At 39.1% G+C, this 1,379-nt stretch carries 2 protein-coding genes; both read left to right on the plus strand.

Features of this window, described 5'->3' with window-relative positions:
• Nucleotides 1-872, plus strand: an 872-nt coding sequence (locus QM460_RS10365) for a type IV secretory system conjugative DNA transfer family protein (protein WP_414290050.1), incomplete at its 5' end; no start/stop codon positions are given.
• An 82-nt stretch (nt 873-954) separates the two neighbouring features.
• A partial coding sequence (locus QM460_RS10370; protein WP_414290051.1) for a hypothetical protein occupies nt 955-1,379 on the plus strand: 425 nt, incomplete at its 3' end.

Genomic DNA, 1,379 nt, shown 5'->3' on the forward strand with positions numbered 1-1,379 from the left:
TCTTAGATCAGCTATTCAATGCTAACTATGAGCTTGCTCTCTCAAGTGGTCGTAAATGTATTAATCGGATTCTCCATATCTTAGATGAGTTTACAAATATCCCTGCGATTCCTCACATGGATACAAAAATATCTATTGGATTGGGACAAAACATTCTCTATTACCTATGGATTCAAAATCTGGAGCAATTGGATGATAAATACGGCCAAAATGTTGCTCGAACCATTATGGACAACTGTTCATTGAAGGTTTATGTTAAAACAACATCTTCAGATACCAATAAGAAATTTAGTGCTGACCTGGGTACACGTACCATCACCAGAAGACGGCGCTCCAGCAATATCCTAGACGAAGCCAATCCAAACGTGTCAGTCGAGAATCCAAAACAAGAGTTGTTGACACCAACGCAATTGGCCAAGCTCCAGGAAGGAGAAGCGGTTATCTTACGTGGAGTCAAGGGACGGGATAATGTTGGACGTAAGGTCACAACGGATCCAATCTTCGCACATGATAAGACGAGCTTCCCTTACAAGTACATGTTCTTACAAGAGGAATTTGATACATCGATGACTCTTGCGGATATTCCAGTCGAAAGTGCGCACCGTGAGCTAGAACTCCAGGAGATCGCAGTTGATGCAGGTACAGCCTTCAACAACATCATAGACTGGAGGCAACGTTTGACCATGCCTCTCCTCAGCAACAATGGGGAAACTCCAAAATTATCAGGCCGTCACAGTAAAGGGCAAAAGGTGCAATCCCAATCATTTACTTCCACAGATGAATTATTCCAAGCAGCTGCAGCTAGTGTTATTCACGGAGACTATGATTATTATGATGATGGAGATGACTTCTTTGCGGATGAAGTTATCTAAAAAGATGTACAATAAGTTATATAAACACTTGCAAGAAAAAAAGCTGTTTGCTATAATAAAATAAACAATGGTTAGGAGATAAATGATGAAAGCAAAGTACTTTTTAAGAATTGTTTTAGTAGGGTTAGCCTTGATTTTACTAGGAGCATGTGGTCAAAAATCACCTGAAAGTCTCGCTAAAAATGTGCTAAAAGATAGCTATACAGGCTTTTCACAAGAAGATAGTTATGATAGTTCTATTTTTAGTGGTGGAGTAGGATCTACTTTAAAATTCGATAAAGAAAAGCGAACCATTTCAAATAATGACGGTAAAAGCATTAGGTACAGTGTTCTTTCAGAAGAACAAGTGAAGGCAATTCCAGCCTCTTTCAGAGGAACTATTGTTAGTTTAGAAAGTCAACTGAAAGGAAAGGATAATTTTACTATAGCTGTTGGTGATAACGCAGATAAGCCTGAAGAGGCTGGTGCTTACTATCAAGTCGTCTTGACTGAAGGTGGTAAAAAAAT

Source organism: Streptococcus infantis, from assembly GCF_047464415.1.
GTDB classification, from domain to species: domain Bacteria; phylum Bacillota; class Bacilli; order Lactobacillales; family Streptococcaceae; genus Streptococcus; species Streptococcus infantis_AE.